Genomic DNA, 1256 nt, shown 5'->3' with positions numbered 1-1256 from the left:
TGTAGTGGTCAAGTGAAACTGGCCACGGTTTTGGCGTTTTCCCAATACAACCGTTCAGATTCATTGGGCGTGAGACCACCGTTATATTGATGTGGTCTTAAATCGCTGTAATAACTAACTAAGTATCGAATTATCTCTTGTTGTGCCTGACCTAAACTAGAATAGCCACTTGCCGGCACCCACTCTGTTTTTAAACTCCTAAAGAAGCGCTCCATTGGGCTATTGTCCCAGCAGTTTCCCCGACGCGATAAGCTCTGTGTCATCTGGTATTGCCACAGTAACTGGCGATATGTGCGACTCGTATAATGGCTTCCTTGATCGCTATGAAATAATACCCCTTTTGGTTTACCTCTTGATTCAAAAGCTATAGACAACGCTTTGCCCGTCAATTGACTATCGGGGGAAAATGACATCGCCCAGCCAATCGGTTTACGTGCGAAAAGATCCATGACGACGGCTAAATACATCCAGCGATTTCCAGCCCAAACATAGGTCACATCACCTACCCAAACCTGATTAGGCTCTGTGACTGCAAATTGTCGATCCAATAGGTTTGGCGTTTCACTGTGTTCTTGTACCACTTTTTGATAACGATGCTTAGGTTGTTGACAACTCACTAACCCGAGTAACCTCATTATCTTGGCGGCACGATAACGAGAGAGAGGAACCTTATCGGTGTTGGTCACTCTGTCTGCTATCGTTCTTGCACCCGCTGAGCCGTAACTCTCCTCATGGGCTTTACTCACCAGTTTCTGTAGTGCCAATTGCTCTGGTTTCGGTGAGTCAGGCCGTTTAACCCAGTACTTGTAACTGCTACGATTAACACTGAACACCTGGCACAAGGTTTTTACTGGATAGCTCTTCTTAAGGTTCTCGATTAACGAGAATTGTTCAGTGAGTCGGACATTAAGAGAGCTGTAGCCTTTTTTAATATCGAGTTTTCCTCCTCTATCCGCCTGATTTTCTTTTCTAACTCTCGAATTTTTTGTTGGTCAGGTGTGATGGGGGAAGCTTTAGGGCTGATACCCTGTTGCTCTTGTTTTAATTGCCTGACCCAGCGATCCATCGCCGATTTACTGACATTCATCGCTGTGGCCGCCTCTTTTACTGAATACCCGTGCTCAGTAACGAGTTGCGCTGCCTCTAGTTTGAATTCTGCACTAAATGTTCTATTGCTCATTGTTTCACCTGCTCGCGTATGAGGTGTATCTTAACACCTCTCATCAGGTGGCCAAAATTACTGTACCACTACATGA

Annotated in this window: 1 protein-coding gene; it reads right to left on the bottom strand. The window is 45.3% G+C overall.

The genetic code is table 11. From position 1 onward, the window contains the following. Positions 1 to 8 precede the first annotated feature (8 nt). A protein-coding gene (locus EOJ37_RS14250) for an IS3 family transposase (RefSeq protein ID WP_420820646.1) occupies positions 9 to 1180 on the bottom strand; the annotation gives its coding sequence in 2 pieces (ribosomal slippage) (positions 9 to 931 and positions 931 to 1180; 1173 coding nt in all). Positions 1181 to 1256 lie beyond the last annotated feature (76 nt).

The organism is Serratia microhaemolytica (assembly GCF_004011885.1).
In the GTDB taxonomy this organism is placed as follows: domain Bacteria; phylum Pseudomonadota; class Gammaproteobacteria; order Enterobacterales; family Enterobacteriaceae; genus Serratia_G; species Serratia_G microhaemolytica.
This window is presented reverse-complemented; position numbering and strand designations above follow the sequence as displayed.